We start from the raw sequence: 20,942 nt of genomic DNA, 5'->3' as shown, positions 1-20,942 counted from the left end.
TGCAGTCAGGTCGTAACAGGTCGCAGTCGAACGCCGGAACATATCGCTCGGTCTCGGTTAACGCCGTTGGCAGATTCCCTCCCCCGCCGTGTTTGAAACCGGGTCTACCGATGGTATTCTTCACGGTCGTCTGTTGCGTCTGTTCGGAGTTTCCCATGGCCCCCCGCGCCAACTGGAAGGGCTTCTTGCGCCTTTCCCTCGTGACCTGCCCGGTCGCCCTGTATCCGGCGACCTCGGATACCGAGAAGGTCTCGTTCAACCAGATCAACCGCAAGACCGGCCATCGCATCAAATATGCCAAGGTCGATGCCGACACCGGCGAGGAAGTCGCCAACGAAGACATCATGAAGGGCTACAAGATCGACACCGACACCTATATCGAGGTGTCGAAGGACGAGCTTGACGATCTCGCGCTGGAATCGACCCGCACCATCGAGATTGATGAGTTCGTACCGCGAGCGGATATCGACAGCCGCTACGTGATCCGTCCCTATTATCTCGTGCCGGACGGCAAGGTCGGCCACGACGCGTTCGCGGTGATCCGCGAAACCATCCGCAGCATGGACAAAGTCGCGATCGGCCGCGTGGTGCTGACCAACCGTGAACACATCATCGCACTGGAGCCGCTCGACAACGGCCTGATGGGAACCCTGCTGCGCTACCCCTATGAGGTCCGCAGCGAGAAGGAATATTTCGACGACATCCAGGACGTGAAGATCACCAAGGATATGCTGGATCTGGCCAAGCACATCGTCGAGCAAAAATCCGGATCGTTCGAACCCGAGCAGTTCGAGGATCGCTACGAGCAGGCGCTGATCGACCTGATCAACCAGAAGCGCAACGGCCTGAAGACATCGCCGAAGGCAGCACCGAAGACCGGCGGCAACGTCATCAATCTGATGGACGCGCTGAAACGCAGCCTCGCCAACGAGAAACAGGCCGCTCCTGCCGCAGCCAAGGAAAGCGGCAAGGAAAACGGCAAAGCCAAAGGCAAGAAGCCGCGCAAGGCGGCCGCTGGCCAGCGCGAAATGCTGCTGCCGATCTCAGGCAGCGGCAAGCGCGCCGCCAAGGAGACGGTCAAGGAAGCGCCGAAGAAGGCCGAGAAGCCGGTTCGCACTTCCGCCCGCACCAAGAAGGCCAGTTGATCGCGCAGGCATTCGGCCGGTAACGCGCGATGCCGTGGTCGGCGCCGTTCGATAAGCCGATCGTGCTGCGCGGCGGCCGCACGCTCACGACGCTGCAGCACGCCGCCGACTACGTCATGAAACTGCCAAAAGCCGAACAGCAGGAAGTGCGCTGGCAAACCGCGGTCGAGCATTTGATCAATGCCGCAGAGACCGGCGGGGGCTGGCTGATGTTCGCGCGGATCGCCATGATGCGGGCGCTATATGCGGATGAAAACGACCGGTAACGCCGCCATACGGCGCTAGTCCCCGCCGTCGCCATCTCCTCCGCCAAAATCAAAGCCGTCAATGCCGTCGCCGGACGGCCTGCTCCGGAACATGATATCCGTGAGCAGGAGCACAACCAGTATGGCGGCGAATACGCGCCACGGATGTTGCAGACTGTAGGCGATGACCTGCCAGCCGAAGCTGGCGATCGGTGGACCCCAGGTCCCGAACAGCAGCTCTTGCATGGTGCGCGCTGCCGGCCCGTTCTATTTGAGCGATGTGCTGACGGTGCCGAACTTGGTGCTGAGCGCAGTGCCGACGCCGTTGACGGCACCGACGATCACGATGCTGATGCCCATCGCAATGAGGCAATACTCGATCGCGGTCGCGCCGGACTGATCCTGGAAAAAATTCTTCAACAATCGACGCATAAAAAACTCCTGTCGACGCCGCCGGAATTCTTCCCGCGCCACGCTCCAAATGGAACCCTAGATTGGAATGATTGACGGCGTTTTGACGAACAGGATGAACGACTGATTAAGCCGGAGCCCTGACTGCACCGGTATTCCTACGGTACCAAAAATTTACTCTGAATTGTGCCGCGCCGGCCATGGTCGGCGGATCGGCGTCTTCCGGAGCGAGCGCACATGTCCACGCAGAAGCGTGAACCAGGAAAAAACTACATCGGCCTCTTGAACGATGAGTTGGAAGAGCAGCGCACCGCCGAGGTGCGATCCGGCAACGATCGCCGTCTGACCGCGTATGTCCTCGGCCTGATGGCGGCGATGTTCAACCATCGCCGCAACGAGGCGAGATAGTCGCCCTCCTCTCGCCCGTAGGCGCGGCCGGCTTCGAGGCCGCCGCGGCGAAGAGCGCCCGACACGTTTCTGATCGAGTGGGAACCGCTGGACCTCGGACTCATCGGTTTGACGCCGGTATTGGTCTGTAGCAAGCGGTCCGGCGGCAAACGCATATCAGCACTTCCCGTAGCAGGCGCCGCCCGCGCTTTACCGTGAGGAAAATTCCTGTTCCAACTGTGAGAAATCGGCCGAACGAACCGGCCTGCACACAAGGGGGAGACCGTCATGAAGCTCGGCGCCGCGATTGCAGAAATCATGAAGCGCGAGGGGATCGAGATCCTCTGCGGCTATCCCGTCAATCATCTCATCGAATATGCCGCCAATGCCGATATCCGCCCCGTGATGGTGCGCCAGGAGCGCATCGGAGTCCATATGGCGGATGCGATATCCCGGGTCACCTCGGGCCATTCGATCGGCGCGTTCTGCATGCAGCACGGCCCCGGCGCCGAAAACGCCATGGGCGGTGTGGCGCAGTGTTACGGCGAATCCGTCCCGGTGCTGGTGCTGCCGATGGGTTATGCGCGGCGGCTCGCCAATATCGACCCAAACTTCAACTCCAGCCAGGCGATGCGGGCGTTCTCAAAATCCTCCGAGCCGATCAATATCGCGGCTGAAGTCTGCAACATCTTTCGCCGCGCCTTTACCAAGCTGAAGAACGGCCGCGGTGGGCCTGTCATCGTCGAAATCCCGGCCGACATGTGGAACGAAGACGTGCCGGAGCCGCTGAACTACACGCCGGTGCTGCGTACGCGTTACGGCGCCGACCCCGTCCACATCAAGGAAGCGGCCGCACTATTGGTCGGCGCCAAGCGGCCGGTGATCTACGCCGGCCAGGGCGTGCACTACGCCAGGGCCTGGCCGCAACTGAAGCGGCTGGCCGAGCGCCTCGCGATCCCCGTCACCACGAGCCTTGGCGGAAAATCGTCGTTTCCGGAGACGCATCCGCTGTCGCTGGGCTCGGGCGGCCTTGCCGTGCCCCGCGCGGTGCCAAAATTCCTCGGCGAGGCCGACGTGATCTTCGGCATCGGCTGCTCGTTCACCGAAACCTCGTTCGGCATCGCGATGCCGAAGGGCAAGACCATCATTCATTCGACGCTGGACCCCAACCATCTCAACAAGGATGTCGAGGCCAGGATCGGCCTGGTCGGCGATGCCGGCCTGGTGCTCGATGCGTTGCTGGAGGAAATCGGCAAGAGTGTCACCAGCGATCGTGACGCATCCTCTGTCGCCGCCGAGATCGCGGCCTCGCACAAGGAATGGCTGGCGAAATGGATGCCAAAGCTCACCCACAACGAGGCGCCGCTCAGTCCCTACCGCGTCTTGTGGGACCTGCAGCACACCGTCGACATCAAGAACACCATCATCACCCATGATGCCGGCAGTCCGCGCGACCAGCTCTCGCCGTTCTGGAAATCGGTGGAGCCGTTGTCCTATATCGGCTGGGGCAAGACCACCCAGCTCGGCTACGGGCTTGGGCTCGCCATGGGCGCCAAACTCGCAAAGCCCGACAAGCTCTGCATCAATGTCTGGGGCGATGCCGCGATCGGCTTCACCGGCATGGATTTCGAGACCGCCGTGCGCGAGCGGATTCCGATCATGTCGATCCTGTTGAACAATTTTTCCATGGCGATCGAGCTGAAGGTGATGCCGATCTCGACCGAGAAATACCGCTCGACTGACATTTCCGGCGACTACGCCGCGATGGCGCGCGCCTTCGGGGGCTATGGCGAACGGGTGACCAAGCCGGAAGACATCATTCCCGCGATCCAGCGCGGCATCGCCAAGACCAAGGAAGGCACCCCGGTGCTGCTGGAATTCATCACCAGCAAGGAGACCGAGGTCTCCCGGCCCGGAACCTGATCACAGACTCGGCCGATAACCGATTAGCCTGCTTCACATTTTGCCACCCCGGCCTTAAGAAAAGGCCGGGATGGCGCTGGCCTGGCCACGCCTGGAATGAAATTATCTGCCACATTGGTGCGAGCGCTGATGGCTTGGCGCCATCGGCCTGCAAGGCTTGCTCTGAAATGGCTTGCTCTGAAATGGCTTGCTCTGAAATGGCTTGCTCTGAAATGGCTTGCCGTGAAATGGATTGAGTGAATGACCGCGCTCCCCCCGGACGCCGTGGCCGATCTCTACAGACTGGTTGCCGAGCTCGAGCAGAGGCTCGAATCCAGCTTCGCCGCCCACGACGCTGATATCGCCCGTCAGGCAGCGACGGACGCGGAAAACGGCCGGCTGATCCATGAACTGAGCATCGCCCGCGAGCGCCAGAACGCCAGCGCCGATATCCTGCGAACCATTGCCAGCGTATCGGGCGATGCCGAACACGCGCTGCACCAGATCGCCGAAACCTGCGCCCGCCTGTTCGATGCGCCCAGCGCCACCATCCATATTGCCGAGGGCGACGGCTGGGCCAACATCATCCGATTCGGGGAAAGCTCGAAGCGCGTCGGCGCCGGCGTTCCGGAAACGCAGCTCAAGATCGGCGGCCGCAATATGCCCGGAACCATCGTGGGCGAGAACCGCCAGGTTCACGTTCCCGATGTCGACAATGTCGACCCTGAAATCGCCGATTGGCCGGGATTGCCATATGTTCGCGAGGCCGGTACGCGCTCGATGTCCGGGTCACCGTTGCGGTGCGAGGGCAAAGCGATCGGCGCGCTGATCGTTTACCGCGATCAGCTTGCGCCGTTCACCGAGGATGAGCTCGCGCTTCAGCAAAGTTTTGCCGACCAGGCCGCCATCGCGATCGAGAATTCGCGGCTGTTTAATGAGACAAGGGAAGCGCTGGAGCGACAGACAGCCACGGCCGAAATCCTCAAGGTCATTGCCGCCTCTCCCTCCGACGCGCAGCCGGTGTTCGAAGCCATCGCTGCCAGCGCCAAGCGATTGCTCGGCGGGTTCTCCGCCACGGTGCTGCGCTTTCTCGGCGACGAACTGCATCTGGTGGCGTACACGCCGACCAGCCCCGCCGCCGATGAAGGCCTGAAGGCCTCTTTTCCGAGATCGATCTCGGAATTCCCGACCTTCGCGCTGGTGCGCAATGGCGAGACCGTTCAGTTTCCCGACAGCGAAGCCGCGCACGTCCCGAAGTTGAACCGGGATCTGGCGCGGCTGCGCGGCTTCCGCAGTGTATTGTTCACACCCCTGATGAACCAGGGGGTGCCGGTCGGCATGATCAGCGTGACCCGCGCGGAGCCGGGCGCCTTTGCCGCCGACCACGTGCAATTGCTGCAGACATTCGCCGACCAGGCGGTGATCGCGATCGAGAACGCACGCCTGTTCAACGAAACCAGGCAGGCACTGGAGCGACAGACCGCGACGGCTGATGTCCTCAAGGTGATCGCCGGCTCGCCGTCGGACGTGCAGCCGGTGTTCGAGGCCGTCGTGACCAGCGCGAACCGGCTGATCGGCGGATTTTCCACCGCGATGTTTCGCTACGTCGACGACCAGATCCATCTGTCCGCGTTCACTCCGACAGACCCCGCGGGCGACGCGGTGCTACAATCCTCGTTCCCGATGCCGCTTGGCAGCTTCCCGCCCTACCAGCTGGTCCGCGACGGCGCGCCGGCGGAACTCGTCGATACCGAACTCGAGCCGGCCGCACGCGACATCGCGCGTGCACGGGGCTATCGCAGCATGCTGTTCGCGCCGCTCATGAACGAGGGCAAGGCCGTCGGCATCATCACGGTCACGCGCCGGGCACCCGGCTCGTTCGACGAGCCGCACGTCCGGCTGCTGCAAATGTTCGCCGCGCAGTCGGTGATCGCGATGGAAAATGTGCGACTGTTCAACGAGACGCGGGAGGCGCTGGAACAGCAAAAGGCGTCTGCGGACATCCTCCGGGTCGTCAGCAGCTCGGTCGCCGATGCCCAGCCCGTATTCGACGAGATCTTGCGCAGCATCGCGCATCTGTTTGGCGGCGATGACCGGTTCATCTACCTCGCAGGCGACGATGGACTGCTCCATATCGGCGCGGCCCACGGCGTCAACGCCGAGCGCGTGCGCGCGCTGTACCCGGTGCCGCTGGAGGGTACCGCGAGCGAGGTAGCCTTCCGCGAGCGCCGCCTGATCCATTACGCCGACGTATTCAACGATCCCGACGTGCCTTCGCCGCTGCGCGAGATCGCTCGCCGTATCGGCACGAACTATTCGATGGCGCTCGCGCCCATGCTGTGGGAGGACCGTGCCATTGGCTCGATCTTCGTAGGCCGCACTTCGATGAAGCCGTTCAGCGAAAAGGAATGCAGCCTGCTGCGCAGCTTCGCCGACCAGGCTGTCATCGCGATCCAGAACGCGCGGCTGTTCAACGAGACGCGGGAAGCGCTGGAGCGGCAGACCGCGACGGCGGAGATCCTCAACGTCATCGCCGGATCGCCGACCGACGTACAGCCGGTGTTCGACGCCATCGCCGAAAGTGCCAAGCGGCTGCTCGGCGGCCAGACGGCGCTGGTCACCCGCGTCGTCGGCGACCAGCTTGATCTGGCGGCCCACACCGCCGGAAGCCATGCCGGCGATGAGGCGATACAGAGTTCGTTCCCGACCCCGCTTGCTTCCTCCGGAATGCACAGCCGGGTGGCGCTGACCGGGAGGATCGCGTTCCGCTCCGATATCGAAACCGAACCGGATGTGTCCGAAGCCGTCAAGGAAACGGCGCGCGCCCGGGGTTACCGAAGCATCATCTCCGTTCCGATGCTGCGCGAAGGCGTTGCGATCGGCACCATTGGCGTTTCGCGCGCGGAACCGGGACGGTTCGCCGACAATCAGATCGACCTTCTCAAGACATTTGCCGACCAGGCGGTGATCGCGATCGAGAATGTCCGCCTGTTCAATGAGGTCAAGCAGCGCACGGAAGATTTGAGCGAATCCCTGCAGCAGCAGACTGCGACCGCCGACGTACTCAAGGTGATCAGCCGCTCGGCCTTCGATCTGCAGACGGTGCTGGATACGCTTACCGAATCCGCCACCCGACTGTGCGAGGCCGATGCCGGGCTGATCGCCAATCGCGACGTCGACACTTTCCGGGTGGCCGCAACCTTTTCCTTCTCGCCGGAGTATGACGCGTTCATGCGAGGTCGCGCATTACCCGCAGGGCGCGGGAGCGTTGCGGGGCGGGTCGCGATCGACAGACAGGTCGTCCACATCGCCGACATCGCTGCCGACCCGGAATACACCATGCGCGAGACGGTGGTGCTTCAAAAGATTCACAGCATGCTCGGCGTGCCTCTGCTGCGCGAGGGGGTCGTGGTCGGCAGCATCATTCTGGGACGGCAGCGGGTGGAGCCCTTTACCGACCGGCAGATTGAGTTGGTTCGGACCTTTGCCGACCAGGCCGTGATCGCGATCGAGAACGTCCGCCTGTTCGAAGAGGTGGAAGCCAAAACCCGCGATCTCTCCGAAGCGCTGACGTACCAGACCGGAAGCGGCAACATTCTGAGGGTGATTGCCTCCTCGCCGACCGACGTCGCTCCCGTCCTTGCAGCCATCGTGGAGAGTGCCTGCGAGCTTTGCGACGCCAATGATGCCATCGTTTACCTGAAGGAAGGCGATCAGCTTAGCTACGAAGCGCATCATGGCCCGATACCCGTGGTCTTCGGCGAGAAGCGCGCCATCAACCGCGACTATGTCGCCGGACGATCGGTTGTCGACAGGATGCCGGTACATGTGCAGGACGTATTTTCGGAGGAAGGCGCGGAATTTCCGGAAGCGCGGGAATTGTCGCGAAGCCTGGGCATTCGCAGCATCTTGTGTGCGCCGATGCTGCGCGAGAACGAAAGCATCGGCGCCATCCTGCTTCGGCGCACCGAAGTGCAGCCGTTCAACGACAAGCAGATCGCGCTGCTGCAGACCTTTGCCAATCAGGCCGTGATCGCTATTGGCAACGTGCGGCTGTTTGAAGAGGTGCAGCAGCGCACCCGCGATCTCTCGGAAGCCCTGCAACAGCAGACTGCGACATCAGATGTTCTCAAGGTCATCAGTCGCTCGGCGTTCGATTTGCAGACGGTCCTCGACACGCTGGTTGAATCTGCCGCACGTCTGTGCGACGCCGACAAGGGCGTCATCTTCAAGCGCGACGGCGATCTCTATCGGTGGTCGGCCAATTTCGGCAACCCGCCCGAGCTCGAAATTTTCGCAAAGGCCAATCCGTTCAAGCCGGGGCGCTACGCCGTGACTTCCCGTGTGGCGCTCGAAGGCAAAACGTTTCACGTTGCCGACGTGCTTGCCGACCCCGAATATGGCGCCAGCCAATATCAAAGGCTGGGAGGCTATCGAACCATCCTCTGCGTTCCCTTGCTAAGAGAGGGCGTGCCCATCGGAGTGTTCGCGCTGACGCGATCGGAGGTTAAGCCGTTTACCGCACGTCAGATCGAACTGGTGCAGACTTTTGCCGACCAGGCCGTGATCGCGATCGAGAACGTGCGGTTGTTCGACGAGGTTCAGGCTCGCACCAAGGAACTGGCTGCTTCGCTCGACGATCTACGCACCGCGCAGGACCGGCTGATCCAGACCGAAAAGCTGGCTTCGCTCGGCCAGCTCACCGCGGGCATTGCGCATGAGATCAAGAACCCGCTCAACTTCGTCAATAACTTCGCCGCCCTTTCGGCGGAACTGACCGACGAACTGAACGACGTGCTCAAGCCTGCCGAGATCAGCGACAAGATCCGCGAAGAGGTCGATGAACTGACCGGCCTGCTCAAGGACAATCTGCAAAGGGTGGTCCAGCACGGCAAGCGCGCCGATTCCATCGTCAAGAACATGCTGTTGCATTCGCGCGAGGGAGGTGGCGATCACCGGCCCGCCGACATCAACGCGCTGATCGACGAGAGCCTCAACCTCGCCTATCACGGCGCCCGCGCCGAACGAGCCGACTTCAACGTCACACTGCAGCGCGACTTCGACGCCAATGCCGGCATGGTCGAGGTATTTCCGCAGGAAATCACCCGCGTGTTCCTGAACCTGATCTCGAACGGCTTCTATGCCGTGAACCGGCGCCGGATCGAGGCCGGCCAGCCCGGGTTCGATCCCGTGCTGATCGCCGCCACCCGCGATCTCGGCGACGCCGTCGAGATTCGCATCCGCGACAACGGGATAGGCATCCCGTCCGAGGTAAAGGACAAGATGTTCAACCCGTTCTTCACCACAAAACCCGCGGGCGAAGGCACCGGGCTTGGCCTGTCGATGAGCCACGACATCATCGTGAAACAGCATGGTGGCACCATCGACGTCGATACCGAGCCCGGTCAGTTTACCGAGTTTCGCATTGTTCTGCCGAGGACCAGCAATCCTCTCAACAAGACCCGAGGTTCGACGTGAGTGTTCTGGTGCTTGTGGTCGATGACGAGCCCGACATCGAGGCGCTGTTTCGCCAGCAATTCCGCAAGGATTTGCGCGCGCAACGCTTTGTGATGGATTTCGCCGGCTCCGCGGCCGATGCGCTCGCCCGCATCGGTTCCACCATCGAGCATTCGCTGATCCTGATCCTGTCGGATATCAACATGCCCGGGATGACCGGGATCGAGATGCTGCCCAGGGTCAAGGAGATCCGGCCCGACGTTCCCGTCATCATGATCACCGCCTATGGCGATGCGGAGACCAGGCGCAAGGCGATCGCCGGCGGCGCGATAGGTCTGCTCACCAAGCCGATCGACTTTGCCCTGCTCCGGGACGAAATCGATACGCGGCTGGCACAGGCGGGCTAAAACGTTTTCGAGCGAAGTGGCACAGGTTCGCGCGAAGAAAACGCGTCAAAACAAGAATCTGGAACGCCCTACTCCGCCATCTCCGCCGGCGGCGGCGTCCCCGGCCCAGCCAGCGGGCGCTCTTCCATCAGGATCATGCAAATCGTGGCGCCGGCCATCAGCGCGGCCGCGGCGCCGAATACGTAGCGGAATGCCGTGATCATGTCGGCGACGGGGATCGAATTCAGGGGACCGTGGTGCTCGCCAACCAGCGAAATGTCCGCCCCCAGCACCATCAGCAGGATCGCGGTGAAGGCCGCGACCGTGAACGACGACATCAGCGATCGGAAGAAATTCATCGCACCGGTGACGGTGCCGATCTGCGGCCGCGCCACCGAATTCTGCAGCGAGACCACGCTGACCGGAAACGTCGTTCCGAGCCCGAGCGCGAAGATCGACAGCAGCACCAGCAATCCCCAAAGCGGCAGCGTCGTGAGCGCCAGTGCGCACCCGGAGATCGCGGCGATCGACGTTCCGATAATCGCGACACGCTTGTAGTGTTTGGCGCGCGCCATGGTGCGTCCGGCGATGGCGGCGCCACAGGTCGAGATCGCGGCGAGCGGAATGAGCGCGAGGCCCGCCTCGCTGGCGCTGAGGTGGTAGACCACCTCGTAATAGAGCGGCAGATTGACGGTCAGGCCGGTGATGGCGCCGAGCGCACAGCCGCCGGCGGCCATCGCATAGGGCACCACCGTTCCGCCCATCAGCGGCAGCGGCAGGAACGGCTCGTCGGCCTTGCGCGCGTGCCAGACGAAGCTGAACGCCAGCGCGGCTGACGCTCCGATCATCGCGATGATGGTCGGCGACAGCCACAGATAACGGTTGCCGCCCCAGGTCAGCACCAGCATGAACACGACCGCAGCCGCCATGAGCAAGACGCCGCCGAGCCAGTCGACCTTGCGCCGGCGGTGGAACACCGGGATCTTGCCCATCTTCGGCAGCAGCAGCGCCAGCGCGCCGAGCGCGAGCGGCACGTTGATCCAGAAGATCATCGACCAGTGCAGATGTTCCGCGAACACCCCGCCGACGACCGGCCCGCCGATCCCGGCGGCGACCCACACACCGCTGAAATAGGCCTGGTACTGGCCGCGTTCGCGTGGGCTCACCACGTCGGAGATCACCGTCTGCACGACAGGCATGATGCCGCCGCCGCCGAGGCCCTGCAGGCCGCGCGCGAGGATCAGTATCGGCATGTTCGGCGCCAATGCGCACAGGATCGAGCCAGCGATGAACAGGCTGAGGGCGACAATGATCATGACGCGGCGGCCGTAGATGTCGCTCAGCGTGCCGAACACCGGCGCCACCGCGGTCGATGCCAGGAGGTAGGCCGTGATTACCCAGGAGAGATTGGAAACGTCGCCGAACTGGCGGCCAATGGTCGGCAACGCCGTTGCGACGATGGTCTGGTCGAGCGCGGCCAGAAACATCGTCAGCATCAGGCTGATCAGGATGGTGCGGACCTCGTCCTGGGTCAGCGGCGCGCGCGGCGCAATCGGCGGCGCATCGCTGACATCGATGACCTCGGTCGTGATGTGCGAGATTTCAGCCGAAATTTCGTCGGTTAACGTATCATGGTCGGCAGGTTGACCGCGCTGCCGTTCGAACTTGTTCATTTGAGACGTAATATTTTTCTTCGCGGCTCAAAGCCGCCGAGATGGAATCGCTATATCAGCTGCACTTTAGAGCGCAAACTTCCCTCGCGGCAGGCACCTGCGCGCATGGGAGCATCCCGCGAGCGCAGCTTCGCTATCACGTGATCGGCGGATGGCGCAAAACGCTACGATTTCGGCCGCTTTTTGCGCCTGCCCATCATATCCGGCGCGGTCTCGCAACGGGCGCAAGACTCGACGCTGTAGTTGTTGCGTGTAACATTTACTACCGCAACGGCGGCTATCGGGCTGATCCCCTTCAGGCGGGATCGCGTGCGGGGTTACCCGTTCGAAAAAGCCCGGCGATATGCGGCATCTCTCATTGCAGGAGCGGCGCGATGGACGAGATTTTGATCAACAAGGCGCCGGTTCTGATTGCATCAGAACCGAAAGGCCCGCGATAGATTTCCAATCCTGGCCTAAAGCGTCAACGGCTCAAGCAAATCGATCAAATGCGGCTTCTTTTCATCGACGATCTCGACCTTTAGTTTTGGATTCTTCGCGAAGAAGGAAGCCAGGCCGTGCTTGGCAGGGGACCAGTTTTCCCTGACCTCGACCTTGGGGTTTTTCTTCTTTCGCTTCTTTTCCTTGGCCTGTTCCTTGTTCCAGTCGGCCTTGCGCCCCTTGTCGATCTCTTCGATGGGATAGGTCAGATGAATCGTATAGTCCGTGTCGGCGCCGCGCGCGTCCAGCAGCATTTGCAGCGTATTGCGTTCCGGGTTGCCATGCTCGCCGTCGCCGGAAAAGACATAGTGATCGGCGGTCACCTTCTTGAAAAAGCTCGTTTCCATGTTGTTGTCGCTGCCGTGGTGCGGAACCTTCAGGATGTTCACGTGCCGTTTGCCGCTCTTGCCGAGAATACCGGTCAGCTTCAGCCCGTCCAGAGTCTTGTCGCCGCGGGCGTCTCCGGTCAGCAGGATGCTCTTGCCCTTCAGTTCGACGAGCACGACGATGCTGGACAGATTCGAGATCGATTCATCCGAGAAAGCCGCCAGTGCTGCTTCCGATGATTTCTTCTTTTTCTGAGCCTTCAGCCATTTGTCGTGCTCTTTCTGCAGTGCCAGCAATTCCGGCTGCAGCGGCCCAACCACCGTCACCTTCAGGCCATCGAGCGTGACGGGCTTCGAGGCCTTGCTTGCAAGGATCAGCTTACCCTTGAACTTGTGATTCAGTTTCCAGCCGAGCGCCTTGGCGTCGTCGCGCAGCGTCCGGCCCTGCGGAATGCTGGAGAGCACCTCGTACGCATGCATTTTTTCTTCGTCCTCGACGTCATCGGCCAAGGCTGATTTCCCGATACTCGCCAGCACCGTCCCGGAATCGAAAGTCCCGCCCCCGCCGGCCGCTCCGCCTCCCAGCGAGGCGGTCTCGACCATCAGTTCACCGGGTTTCGTATTCAACAGATCGTCGAAACTGTTATGCCAGAGACTGGTTACCTCCAGTCGCAAGGGCGGGTTTTTGCCGCGTTGCTCCTTGGTCAGATCGAGAATTCCCTTGATGTGATCGTCGTCGACATGGCTCACCATCACCACATCAACCGGCAGAGGGTCCTTCTCGTCGAGCCCGCGCGCCTCGTGGACCTGTTCGATCCGCGGCTTGAGGTGCGGCTTGTAGACGTTGGACGGGCCACCATCGATCAGGATCAGACGCGGATCGTCCTCCGGGCCATAATGAAGCATCAGGCAATCGCCTTTGCGCGCGCGCAATACATCCAGCGTGAAAAACATTCATGCCTCCTTAAATGGACTGAAAGGCTCGCAGGACGTCGAGCATGCCGTGCCCCTGAAAACTTCGTTCGCGGCCGAGATCGGTCGCGCTTTCGCACAAAATGCGTTTGACCCGGCGCGGCTGTCCGATCAGCTCTTCGTAGCGCGCCAGCAGCATCGCGGCCGCCCCGCTAACATGCGGCGCCGCCATGCTGGTACCCGAATCCGGGCCCCATTCGCTGTGGCTGTTGTCGCCGGTAATGGCTGACTGCACACGTTCGCCCGGGGCAACGAGATCCGGCTTGAGGCGGCCGTCGCCGGTTGGACCACGACTGGAGAAAAAACTCACACCATAGGTGTGGGGCCAGTTTCCATGCGTCGATCCCACCGTGATGACGCTGTCTCCGTTCCCAGGATCCGTGATACTGAATGCGGCATAGCTTTCGAACACGCCGCCGTCCGTCAGTTCGAATTTCTGATAGCCGCGGTTGCCCGCTGCAGCGACCACCACCACCCCGCTCTCCACCAACCGCTCACATTCGTTGCAGACCGGCGTGTGCCCGCAGGCGAAATTGCGAACGTTGTGCGGAATGGAAAGGCTGAGATTGGCGCCGTGAATGATCGTATAGGTATGCCGCTCGTTGACGTAGCGAATGTATTGCAGAGCCGCAATAATCGCGAACTCGGTATCATCAAGCGTCTTGCCGAGCACACGGAAATCGTAGATCCGGATGTCCGGGCACATGCCGTCGGGATGACCACTGCTTTTTCCGTTGGCGCCGATGATGCCTGCGACATGGGTACCGTGCGGGCTCGGCGGCGGTGGCGGCGCTTTCAGCGTGATCAATTTCTCGATGGTGGCCCAATTGATCGGACGCTTTTCTCTGGCATCTGCGGCGATTTCCTTCAGATATTTTTTTGCGTCTTGCGGCTTGAGGCCGGCGGCAGCCGCGAGCTTCGCGAGTTCCGGTCCCGCAACATCACCCTCGTCATCGCTTACGATCTCGCGGATCCTGGTAAAGTCGAACGTTTTGCGGATGCGCGATTTGCCGTTGTCCATGAAAGCTTCGTGCTGAGCGTCGATGCCGGAATCCAGCACTGCCCAAACGATGTTCTTGCAATCCACCTTGAACAACGTATTTGCAGCATCGGCCTTTACGGCGGGGACGGATCGATCAAGCGCCGCCGTGGCTGGGCGGTTCAGCGAAACCTGGAAAATGTAACCCTTGCTCCTGGCTTCTTCGGCTTCATCGTGTTTCGTCGATTCCAGTGCATCGGGGTTTGCTTGAATAATCTCGTAGAGCGCGAACATTCCGGCGATGATTTCAGGAATGTACGGTTGATATTTTTTGAACGCATCCTCGAACTTGAGCGGCGGCAACCGCTCGACCGGCGTGGAGGACGCGCGCGAGATTTTCGGGCGCTCTAGCTTGCCCACCCAGTAAATCAATCCGGCCAGCGCGATATATCTTTCAAGCGACGTGAAGTTCTCGGGATCGTTCTGATTGATGGCCCCCGAGTTAGCGAGGCCGCGCTCAAGCAGCCTCTTCAGCTCGACCTGGTCGATTTTTAAGATGCGTTCCTGGAGTTTTGGTTGACTCCACCATTGCGTCAAAGGCACGAGGATTCGCAGCACCTCGTCGAAGTACAATCTGGCGCCCACGATGCCCTGCAGATAGGCGATCTTGGTCCTCTCCTTCTTGCGATCGGAGGGTGCCGGTTTTTCCGCCTGGCGTTCCTTTTCGCGCAGCTTCAGGCCAGGCGGGATTTTCTCGGCCACCACGGCGGCCGTTGTGTTCTTGTGCGGAGTGATGAGGACATCTTGAACGACGCCCGGATCAAGCGCATATGCGGCCCACACGTCCCCCAACAACGGTGAGTCCTGCAATACGCGACGATCATCGGTGGGCCCGAGCAGGATGTGTTCGACCAGTTCGGCAGGAATCGAGAACTGCTCGGGCATTGCTTTCCGTGCCGAGCCTCGATTGCTTGCCGTCTGCTTCTTCGCCATCGGTGCCTCGCATTAGATCGGCGATTGCGGGTAAGGAAACTCGGCTTTTGGCTGCTTGGCCGCGACATGCTTGCGTATCGCAGCATCGCACACGGCATAACCCCAGTTGATCAGGCGCTCCTGCGTCTCGTCGTCCATCCGCTTCAGGCGCGTCGGTATTTCCGCAAGCTGCAGTGTACGCTCGTGAGGACACGGCAGAGCGTCGGCCAGTTTGTAGTCCGCGATGTTGGTGCGAATGCCCCAATAGGCACCGTTCCGTTCACCCGATTTGTAGGACTCGATCACCTGGCGCTTGCGCAAGGAGCGTACCTGGCTATCGATCAGATTCAGCACACGATAGGAATGCCGCGGCCAGTCGGTCTCGGGTTCTTCTTCGGCTTCGATTTTGCCGCCGGCGTCGCTGACGAACACGGTCTGATGCCGCTTCCATGCAGTCTCCAGTCCAAGATTGTCGTAGACGCCGCCATCGCTGAGAACGACGCGCGTCGTGAACGGCGGCCGCTGCAGGTCCAGCCCGCTCTTCTTGTCGAAATCACTCTCTTTGAGGCGCAATTCGAACGGCGAAAGCACCGGCGGAAATGCCGAGGACGCCGCCACCGCGTGCGCCAGCGGGACCTTCGGCTTCGAAACCTTTCCGACGCGATAGTCCCGCATGTAAGGCTTCATGAAGCGCCAGAGCACGCCGGATTGCACGTTGGTCGCATTGATCACGAAGCGCGGCTCGTCCGGCATGTCCTGCAGGGTTTTGCCGTGGAACAAATGCTCGTCATACGCGCGCGCGATGCGGTCGCCGATGCTGCCCGGCAGCAACGCACCCAGAATGACCGATTCCGCATCGATCGTTACACCGGCGAAGGCGCGCAGCGGTGCAACGAATTTGGGAATGAAATCGGTCTTGACCGAGTTCGGCTTGAAACTGAGCTCACGCCATTTCAGCGCCAGAACGCCGGCCGTGATCGAGCCACCCGAGACGCTCGATATTCGTTTGATATCGCGCAACAACCCCGTTTCATAAAGACGCCAGAGCACGCCGATGTGAAATACCATCGCACGATAGCCGCCGCCTGACAGGCAAAGCGCCATGGTCGGCTCAAGCTGCGCAACCTCGGGATCCGTTGGTATAGCGACGACCGGCGCATCAGGCATGCGGTCACTTCCAGGCGCTAAACTACTTAAAAATGCAATCCAGAGAAAAACTATCTTCGCATGCTAGCGCTTCGACCTTGGGTTGTGAAGCCCCAGCGCGTGCGTCATTTGGTGACGGGGCGTTTTTTGAGCCGCGCCCGCTTCGGCAACAGCGCCGGCCATTGCACGATGTGATCTTCGAGATCCTCATCGGCAATCTCGTTCTCCGTTCCCTGCACCCGCCCGCGCACGGAAACGCCGGCCTCATGCACGGTATTGGGATCACCTGATAGCAGCGGGTGCCACCAGTAGAGGTCACGGCCCTCGGCGACCAGCTTGTAGCCGCAGCTCGGCGGCAGCCAGTTCAGGGTGCGGACGTTTTCCGGGGTCAGCCGGACGCAGTCGGGAACCTGGGCGGAGCGATTCGGGTAGTCCTTGCAGGCGCAGGAGCCCGAGTCGAGCAGCTTGCAGGAGACGTGGGTGAAATAGATCTTGCCGGTATCCTCGTCTTCGAGCTTTTCCAGGCAGCAGCGCGCGCAGCCGTCGCACAGGCTTTCCCATTCGGCGCTGGACATCTCTTCCAACGTCTTGGTTTTCCAGAAGAATCCCTCCTGGCCGGAAACGGGCTTGGGCGGTGCGGTCATAAATTCAGGGTTTTCCGGATCGGATCGGTCTTGCGCCCTTCTAGGAGGTGCGGTGGCAGCCTTGCAAGTGAGACCGCTCCAGCCGGTATAAAAAGCCGGGGGCAGCGTTAGTCCTGACCATCAAAATGGTGAGCCAGACCATTGGTTTATGGCCCCCGCTCGGATAGAACAATCGCGAGTCCCCAACGTGCTTGAAGGCCGCCTGGCGAGCCGCAAAAGCGCCTTGGGTTTGCCGCAACATCGAAGCAAGACGTCTCGATAGCGCCAAGCGTGCGCAGAGCGCCTACGAACCGACCAAGGGCCCCGGTGCGCCAGTTCATTCCAGCGCGATGGAAGACAAAGATCCAGCACGTCATGCTGGACCTCGACGCGCGCATCGACTCGACGTTGTTCTCGTCCGGCAAGGGCGCGCGCGAACTCTATGAGCGCTTTTCGACCTTCATGGACCGCTTCTATGTCGGCGGCTGGAAGCGCTGGGTGTTCATCGAGCCGGCTTCAGAAGCCGCCACCATCGGTCTCGGCGGCCTGATCCTGATGCTGGCGCTCGCGGTTCCCGCGTTTCGCGAAACCGCCGACGACGACTGGCTGAAAAAATCCGACCTCGCGGTGTCGTTCCTCGACCGCTACGGCAATCCGATCGGCAACCGCGGCATCAAGCACAACGACTCGATCCCGCTGGAGGACTTTCCGGACAATCTGATCAAGGCGACACTCGCCACCGAAGACCGCCGCTTCTACGACCATTTCGGCATCGACATCGCCGGCACCGCGCGCGCCCTCGTCACCAACGCGCAGGCCGGCGGCGTGCGCCAGGGTGGTTCGTCGATCTCCCAGCAGCTGGCGAAGAACCTGTTCCTGAACAACGAGCGCACCATCGAACGCAAGGTGAAGGAAGCCTTCCTTGCGATATGGCTGGAGACGCGGCTCACCAAGAACGAGATCCTGAAACTCTATCTCGACCGCGCCTATATGGGCGGCGGCACCTTCGGCGTCGACGGTGCGGCGCATTTCTATTTCAACAAGTCGGCGCGCGACGTCACGCTTGCCGAATCCGCGATGCTGGCCGGCCTGTTCAAGGCGCCGACCAAATACGCGCCGCACATCAACCTGCCCGCCGCCCGCGCCCGCGCCAACGTGGTGCTGGACAACCTGGTCGATGCCGGCTTCATGACCGAAGGTCAGGTGTTCGGCGCGCGGCGTAATCCGGCTGTCGCCGTCGACCGCCGCGACGAGAATTCGCCGAACTACTATCTCGACTGGGCGTTCGAGGAGATGCGCAAGCTGGTCGACACGTTCCCGAAATCCTACACCGAGCGCGTCTTCGTGGTCCGCACCGCGATCGACATGACCGTTCAGCGCGCCGCGGAAGCAACCGTCGAGAACCAGCTCCGCCAGTTCGGCCGCGACTATCATGCGACCCAGGCGGCCCTTGCCGTCGCCGACCTCGATGGCGGCGTGCGCGCCATGGTCGGCGGACGCGACTATGGCGCGAGCCAGTTCAACCGCGCGACCGACGCGATGCGCCAACCCGGTTCGTCGTTCAAACCCTACGTTTACGCCACCGCGCTGATGAACGGCTACAAGCCGTCCTCGATCGTGGTCGACGGCCCGGTCTGCATCGGCAACTGGTGTCCGCAGAACTACAGCCACTCCTATACCGGACCGATGACGCTGACGCAGGCAATCACGCGTTCGATCAACGTCATACCGGTGAAGCTCTCGATCGCGCTCGGCGGCAAGTCGCCCAATCCGGCCAAGGCCGGCCGCGTCAAGATCACCGAAGTGGCGCGCAGGTTCGGCATCAAGGCGCCCCTGCCCGATACGCCGTCGATGCCGATCGGCTCCGACGAGGTCAACGTGCTCGAACATGCGGTGGCCTATGCGACCTTCCCGAACAAGGGCAAGGCGCCGATCCCGCATGCGGTGCTGGAAGTGCGCACCGGCGCCGGCGATCTGGTCTGGCGCTTCGATCGCGACGGCAAGAAGCAGCTGCAAGCCATTCCCGTCAACGTCGCCGCCGAGATGTCGGAAATGATGAGCCACGTCGTGAGCGAAGGCACCGCACGCCGCGCGATCATCGACGGCATTCCGACCGCCGGCAAGACCGGCACCACCAACGCCTATCGCGACGCCTGGTTTGTCGGCTTCACCGGAAACTTCACCTGCGCGGTCTGGTACGGCAATGACGACTACTCCCCGACCAACCGCATGACCGGCGGTTCGCTGCCGGCGCAGACCTGGCGCGAGGTCATGGTGGTCGCTCACCAGGGCGTCGAGATCAAGGAAGTGCCGGGCATCGGCATGGGCACGAAACTGCCGCAGGCCGCGCAGCCCGCCAACGTCGCCGCCAATGGCGCGCCGAAGATCCTCGATACCAAACCGGGCCCGCCGCCGGTGCTCACCAAGCGCGGCGCCGACATCCTGGTGCGCGTCGAGAAGCTGCTCGACGAAGCCGGCAAGACCGCGGGCAAGACGTCGGCCAGCGAACCGGCCAAGCCGGGCAAGACGACATCGTCGAGCGCGCTGGCCTTCCCCGACAATTACGTCGCAGCCGCCGGCGACCAGGCTCCGCCGGCGCAGCGGAAGAACTAGTGCGGTGATTTTGCGGAGCACTGGCCTGTGCGGCTGATCTTCATCACGTTGCTCGCGTTGGCGCTCGCCACCGTCGTCGGTCTGGGCTCGACCTATTTGACGGCGACGCGCGGCACTGATCTGGGCACGCTCACGATCGGCTCATGGACGGCGCGGCCCAAGAGCGGCACCGCCGAAGTCGATCCCTATTCGCGCGCCTCGATTGCACGCAGCGGTGAATTGCCGATCGGCACCGGCGACGGCATCGCCTTCTCGGCCACCACAGACGACAAGAAGAAACCGCTCGACGGACGCTGCGACGTGGTGGTCAGCGGCGTGACGCCGGCGGCACGGTTCTGGACGCTGACGCTGTTCGACCGCAAGGGACATCTGGTGGCGAATTCGTTGCAGCGCTACGGCTTCACCAGCCAGGAAATCATCCGCGGCTCCGACGGCGCGTTCGAGATCCGCATCGCCTCGCGCTCGCGCGCCGGAAACTGGCTGCCGACCGGCGGGATCGAGCGTTACGCGCTGATGCTGCGGTTGTACGATACGCCGGTCGGGGTCGCGACGCGCACGCAGCGCGACGCGCCGATGCCCTCCATCACCACGGTGGGCTGCCCATGATCCGGCTGTTGTTCACGATCATCGCAGGCGTGCTGCTCGGCGGCGTGGTGCACCTCGTCAGCGTGCTGGCGCTGCCGCGCATCGCAACCCAGGACGCCTATTCGCGGCTGACGCCGATGACCAGGACCAACGCCGTGACGCCGCTCGCGCTCGCCGATCCCAACAACGCGCCGATGCCGTTCATGGACCCGGCGTTCGCGGTCGCGATCTGCCGCTACGATTTGTCGACTGGCCCGCTCAAGCTCACGGTCCCGGTCAGCCAGGCCTATACGTCGGTGTCGTTCTACACCCGCAACGAGGTTGCTTACTACGCCATCAACGACCGCTCCGCCGGCCGCAAGGTGATCGAACTCGACCTGATGACCGAGGAGCAACACGGCCAGTTGCCGGAGGATGAGGAAGTCACCGCCGCCGACCGGCTGATCATCGACTCCCCGACCATCACCGGATTGATCGTGCTGAAGGCGTTGGCGCCGGAGCCCGGCCTGATGCCGCAGGCCCAGGCTTCGCTGGCGGCCTCGCGCTGCACGCTGCAGACCGAAATCCCGCCGCCCAAGCAGCCAGAACCGCCGCCACCCGCACCGGCGCCCGCGCCCGCGCCGAAGGGCAAGCGATAGCC

16 protein-coding genes are annotated in these 20,942 nt (G+C 62.2%); 9 read left to right on the top strand and 7 right to left on the bottom strand.

Translation table 11 applies throughout. From position 1 onward, the window contains the following. Positions 1–155: 155 nt before the first annotated feature. Positions 156–1,145: a Ku protein gene (locus JQ609_RS03330; protein ID WP_212271997.1), complete on the top strand. Its 990-nt coding sequence runs from the start codon at positions 156–158 to the stop codon at positions 1,143–1,145. A gap of 29 nt (positions 1,146–1,174) precedes the next feature. Beyond that, on the top strand, positions 1,175–1,411 hold the full coding sequence (locus tag JQ609_RS03325; RefSeq protein WP_212271996.1) for a hypothetical protein: 237 nt from the start codon (positions 1,175–1,177) through the stop codon (positions 1,409–1,411). Positions 1,412–1,426: 15 nt separating this feature from the next. Here JQ609_RS03325 and JQ609_RS03320 read toward each other — a convergent pair whose 3' ends face one another. Beyond that, positions 1,427–1,636, bottom strand: coding sequence for a hypothetical protein (locus tag JQ609_RS03320; RefSeq protein WP_212271995.1), 210 nt, complete (start codon positions 1,634–1,636; stop codon positions 1,427–1,429). Between the two features lie 21 nt (positions 1,637–1,657). Continuing rightward, complete coding sequence (locus JQ609_RS03315) at positions 1,658–1,822, bottom strand: Flp family type IVb pilin (RefSeq protein ID WP_212205443.1); 165 nt, start codon at positions 1,820–1,822, stop codon at positions 1,658–1,660. A 216-nt stretch (positions 1,823–2,038) separates the two neighbouring features. Between JQ609_RS03315 and JQ609_RS03310 the strand changes: the two genes are divergently transcribed. The 4 genes from JQ609_RS03310 to JQ609_RS03295 all read left to right on the top strand — a co-directional run bounded on the left by JQ609_RS03310 (position 2,039) and on the right by JQ609_RS03295 (position 9,954). Further along, on the top strand, positions 2,039–2,209 hold the full coding sequence (locus tag JQ609_RS03310) for a hypothetical protein (protein WP_211995622.1): 171 nt from the start codon (positions 2,039–2,041) through the stop codon (positions 2,207–2,209). 267 nt (positions 2,210–2,476) lie between these two features. Beyond that, positions 2,477–4,111, top strand: coding sequence for a thiamine pyrophosphate-requiring protein (locus JQ609_RS03305; protein ID WP_212271994.1), 1,635 nt, complete (start codon positions 2,477–2,479; stop codon positions 4,109–4,111). 240 nt (positions 4,112–4,351) lie between these two features. Then, positions 4,352–9,568, top strand: coding sequence for a GAF domain-containing protein (locus JQ609_RS03300; RefSeq protein WP_212271993.1), 5,217 nt, complete (start codon positions 4,352–4,354; stop codon positions 9,566–9,568). Beyond that, positions 9,565–9,954: a response regulator gene (locus tag JQ609_RS03295; RefSeq protein WP_212205435.1), complete on the top strand. Its 390-nt coding sequence runs from the start codon at positions 9,565–9,567 to the stop codon at positions 9,952–9,954. Before JQ609_RS03300 ends, JQ609_RS03295 begins: the two co-directional genes overlap by 4 nt. A 68-nt stretch (positions 9,955–10,022) precedes the next feature. On the opposite strand, the gene JQ609_RS03290 is transcribed toward JQ609_RS03295, so the two are convergent. The 5 genes from JQ609_RS03290 to JQ609_RS03270 form a co-directional block, all read right to left on the bottom strand. After that, positions 10,023–11,606, bottom strand: coding sequence for an MDR family MFS transporter (locus tag JQ609_RS03290; protein ID WP_212271992.1), 1,584 nt, complete (start codon positions 11,604–11,606; stop codon positions 10,023–10,025). A gap of 455 nt (positions 11,607–12,061) precedes the next feature. Further along, the gene (locus JQ609_RS03285; RefSeq protein WP_212271991.1) at positions 12,062–13,366 is read right to left on the bottom strand and encodes an MBL fold metallo-hydrolase; all 1,305 of its coding nucleotides are present in this window, start codon (positions 13,364–13,366) and stop codon (positions 12,062–12,064) included. 10 nt (positions 13,367–13,376) lie between these two features. Then, complete coding sequence (locus JQ609_RS03280; protein ID WP_249127576.1) at positions 13,377–15,356, bottom strand: S8 family peptidase; 1,980 nt, start codon at positions 15,354–15,356, stop codon at positions 13,377–13,379. Between the two features lie 12 nt (positions 15,357–15,368). Continuing rightward, positions 15,369–16,502 (bottom strand): patatin-like phospholipase family protein, encoded by a 1,134-nt coding sequence (locus JQ609_RS03275; RefSeq protein ID WP_212205418.1) that lies wholly within the window; start codon positions 16,500–16,502, stop codon positions 15,369–15,371. 104 nt (positions 16,503–16,606) lie between these two features. Beyond that, the gene (locus JQ609_RS03270) at positions 16,607–17,125 is read right to left on the bottom strand and encodes a YcgN family cysteine cluster protein (RefSeq protein WP_212205416.1); all 519 of its coding nucleotides are present in this window, start codon (positions 17,123–17,125) and stop codon (positions 16,607–16,609) included. A gap of 306 nt (positions 17,126–17,431) precedes the next feature. On the opposite strand from JQ609_RS03270, the gene JQ609_RS03265 reads away from it, so the two are divergent. Genes JQ609_RS03265 through JQ609_RS03255 form a run of 3 tightly spaced genes read left to right on the top strand, consistent with a single transcriptional unit; the run spans position 17,432 to position 20,940 of the window. Continuing rightward, a complete protein-coding gene (locus JQ609_RS03265; protein ID WP_212271990.1) occupies positions 17,432–19,717 on the top strand; it encodes a transglycosylase domain-containing protein in 2,286 nt (761 codons plus the stop codon). A gap of 27 nt (positions 19,718–19,744) precedes the next feature. Beyond that, on the top strand, positions 19,745–20,323 hold the full coding sequence (locus JQ609_RS03260) for a DUF1214 domain-containing protein (protein WP_212205411.1): 579 nt from the start codon (positions 19,745–19,747) through the stop codon (positions 20,321–20,323). Beyond that, the gene (locus JQ609_RS03255; protein WP_212205409.1) at positions 20,320–20,940 is read left to right on the top strand and encodes a DUF1254 domain-containing protein; all 621 of its coding nucleotides are present in this window, start codon (positions 20,320–20,322) and stop codon (positions 20,938–20,940) included. The genes JQ609_RS03260 and JQ609_RS03255 overlap by 4 nt, the downstream gene beginning before the upstream one ends. Positions 20,941–20,942: the final 2 nt, after the last annotated feature.

This window comes from Bradyrhizobium sp. AUGA SZCCT0169 (assembly GCF_018130085.1).
Taxonomy (GTDB): Bacteria; Pseudomonadota; Alphaproteobacteria; order Rhizobiales; family Xanthobacteraceae; genus Bradyrhizobium.
The sequence above is the reverse complement of the archived record's forward strand: the minus strand, read 5'-3'. Positions and strand labels throughout refer to the sequence as shown.